Below are 3,209 nucleotides of genomic sequence, written 5' to 3' on the forward strand. Positions count from 1 at the left end.
GTGGCGGGCCCGGCTCAGCGGCAACTGGCAGGGAGAACCGCCGACTTCGGACGTCCTGGACGCCGTCGCCTGCGAGGTCCTGGAGCGCCCCGCGACCGCGTTCACCGCCCTGCACGTGGCGGTGGCCCTCACCGCCGCCGGTGACCTCCCGGCGCTGCGACGCCTCCGCGACCACGCGGCGGGAGCCGATCCGGTACAGCGCGAGGTCATCGCCCCGCTCTGCGAGGCCTTCGCCGCACTCGTGGAACACCGCTTCCACGACGCGGCCCACGGCCTCGACGCACTGCTGCCGGTACTGCGGAAGGTGGGCGGCAGCGCGGCCCAACGCGAGGTCGTGGAGGAGACGTTGCTGTACGCACTGGTGTCCGCGGGACGGTGCGACGCGGCACGGCGACTGCTGGACGCGCGGCTCGACCGGAAGGGGGCACCCCGGGACCGGCGGATGCTGGCGGGGTTGCCTGGGCGAGACGGGCGGGACGGATGGGGCGGCCGGGACGGGTGAGGCGAGTGCGCTGGGTGGGACGGGTGCGCTGGGTGAGGCGGTCGGGGTGGGCACCGGTGTCGGGCTTGTGCTCCGGTCGTCGTAGACCCTCGCCGGTAGCCGGTAGCCGGTAGCCGGTAGCCGGTAGCCGGTAGCCGGTAGCCGGTAGCCGGTAGCCGGTAGCCGGTAGCCGGTAGCCAATGGCCGGTTGCCGGTATCTGGTATGCGATATGCCGCGTTCAGTCCTGAGTCGGCTGCCCGTGGGGTTCTTCCTTCTCCGCCGCGGGGAGGGTGAGCGTGGCCTCCAGGCCGCCGGCGGGGCTCTGGTCGAGGTGGAGTGTGCCGTGGTGGAGGTGGGCCTGCTGGTCGACGAGGGCGAGGCCGAGGCCGGAGCCGGGGGAGCGGGTGCGGGCGCCTCGGGTGAAGCGTTCCGTCATCGCGTGGTGTCGACCGGCGGGGATGCCCGGACCGTCGTCGCCGACGCTGATCCGGACCGTGCCGGCGTCCCGGGTGAGCCGGACCTCGACGTCACCGTCGGGGCGGCCGTGGAGGGCCGCGTTGTCGAGGAGGTTGTCGACGGCCAGGCGCAGACCGACCGGCCAGCCGTCCACGTGGACGGGTGTTTGGGCGTCGGCCGTGAGCCGGTAGGTCGTGGTGGGGTGGCGGCGGGCCGCGTGGGCGACGGCGGTGTCGAGGAGTTCGCCCAGGACGACACGGGTGCGTTCGGGCAGGGCGTGGGCGTCGCCGCGAGCGAGCGTCTGCAGCCCGGTGAGCAGGGCGGTGATGCGGCGGTGCTCCGCGCTCATCGCCTCCAGGGCCCGGGCACGTTGGGACGCGGGGAGGCCGGGGTTGCGCTGGAGGGTCTCCAGCGTCACCCCGATGCTGGTGAGCGGGGTGCGCAGTTCGTGCCCGGCGTCGGCGGTGAAACGGCGGGTGGATTCCATGCTCGTGCGCAACTGGTCCAGCATGCTGTTCAGGGCGCGGGAGAGGTCGGCGACCTCCTGCGGGCGGTCGACGGCGGGGAGTTGGGGGCCGGCCGTGTCGTCGCTGATCGAGAGGGCACCGGTCCGCAGGCGTTCCAGCGGCTGGAGGATGATCCGGGTGAGCAGCCAGACCCCGCCGGCCGTGGCGAGGGCGGCGAAGAGGGTGACGGCGGCGACGATCGCGGTGTTGTCCGCCAGCCGCCGTTCGATGGGGTCGATGTCCTGGAGGACTTCGAGACGGTACCCGCCGGTGTCCAGCGGCCGGGTCAGCGAGCGCCAGGTCTGCCCGCCGGTGTCGACGGTGCGGTAGCCGTCGCGGGTCGGCGGCGGCAGCGGGGCGGTCGGGGTCTCGCCGTGCTGGGCGACGACCTTGCCGCCGGAGATCAGCCGGACCAGGCTCTGGCTGCCGGCCAGCAGACCGCCGTAGTCGTCCCCGTCGTCCCCGCCCTCGTCGGTGTCCGGATGCGCGCTCTGGTCGAGGAGTTTGTCGGCGTCCTGGTCGCCCTTCTCGACGCGGGCGGCGAGCTGACGGTCGACGTCGGTACGGTCGCGGTGGTCGATGCGGGCGACGATGGCCAGCCCGGCGAGCGCGACCACGACGGTCACCAGCACCGCGACCGCGGCCGTGATCCGGGAGCGCAGACTGCGCGGCAGCCACCTCACGGGCTGGTGCGCAGGACGAAGCCGATCCCGCGGACGGTCCGCAGCACCCGGGGGCCGCCGTCGGCCTCCAGCTTCTTGCGGAGGTAGCCGATGAACACGTCCACCACGTTGGTGTCCACGTCCCAGGTGTAGCCCCAGACCTGCTCCAACAGCTGGGCCCGGGACAGGACTTGGCCGGGCCGGTGGGCGAGCGCGAGCAGCAGGTCGAACTCGCGGGTGGTCAGCCGGAGTTCGCGTCCGGCCCGGGAGGCCACGCGGCGCGCGGGTTCGATCGCGACATCGCCGACGACCAGGGACCGCTCGGTGGTCGACTCGTGCAGGCGCACCATCGCGTGCAGGCGAGCGGACAACTCCCCGATGGAGAACGGTTTTACGACGTAGTCGTCCGCGCCCGCCGCGAGCCCCGCGACCCGGTCGTCGACCTCGTCGCGGGCGGAGAGCATGCACACCGGCAGCGTCCGGCCCTGGGCGCGCAGCGCGCGGACCACCTCTACTCCGGACAGGCCCGGCATTGTCACGTCCAGGACGATCACCGACGGCGGCCGGCCGGCGACCTGGTCGAGCGCCGCCTCGCCGTCCTCGGCGAGCCGGACCGTGAAGCCCTCAAGACCGAGCCCCAGGTCCAGGGCCGCGCGCACGCCGGGGTCGTCGTCGACCACCAGCACCTCCGGTCTACGGCCCACCGCCGCCATGCAGCACCTCGACTTCCTCACCGGCACCCGCGGCAGCGGACACCGTCGCCTGCCCCAAGGATCGGCGCCGAACGACAAGAAAGTCTAAGAACCACGCGGCCCACTCCTCCCACCGAACCGAAGTCGGCACAGGTCAGCGGCCCGCCCACCGGCCCCGGGCGGCGAACCCGCGCCGGTTTCTTAGAGCGGCCACAAGAAGCCTCGCAAGGGTGATCACAGGCCTCGCCCACGGGGCCACAGGCTCGCCCACGGGGCACAGACGGCGCCCATGGGCCACACGCCCCGCCCACGGGGCGCCCCCCGACCTCGCGACGAAGGAAGCCGGCCGACGATGACCCTGCCCACCGTCCTGCCCCGCGGGCACCGCACACCGAGATCGGACGAGCGTCG

The 3,209-nt window shown here is 73.6% G+C and carries 2 protein-coding genes and 1 pseudogene; 1 reads left to right on the plus strand and 2 read right to left on the minus strand.

Annotation, left to right across the window (positions count from 1 at the left end):
• A pseudogene (locus R6V09_RS49465) lies at positions 1-502 on the plus strand (FAD/NAD(P)-binding protein); the annotation flags it as partial.
• Positions 503-720: 218 nt separating this feature from the next.
• On the opposite strand, the gene R6V09_RS49470 reads toward R6V09_RS49465, so the two are convergent.
• The gene (locus R6V09_RS49470; protein WP_317887989.1) at positions 721-2,127 is read right to left on the minus strand and encodes a HAMP domain-containing sensor histidine kinase; all 1,407 of its coding nucleotides are present in this window, start codon (positions 2,125-2,127) and stop codon (positions 721-723) included.
• A complete protein-coding gene (locus tag R6V09_RS49475; protein ID WP_317887990.1) occupies positions 2,124-2,819 on the minus strand; it encodes a response regulator transcription factor in 696 nt (231 codons plus the stop codon). The genes R6V09_RS49470 and R6V09_RS49475 overlap by 4 nt, the downstream gene beginning before the upstream one ends.
• Between the last annotated feature and the right edge of the window lie 390 nt (positions 2,820-3,209).

Source organism: Streptomyces sp. W16 (genome assembly GCF_033194735.1).
GTDB lineage: Bacteria > Actinomycetota > Actinomycetes > Streptomycetales > Streptomycetaceae > Streptomyces.

Bases quoted from the DNA above. Each gene is read 5' to 3' on its own strand.
- R6V09_RS49475 (WP_317887990.1), bottom strand. From the start codon at position 2,819: ATGGCGGCGGTGGGCCGTAGACCGGAGGTGCTGGTGGTCGACGACGAC.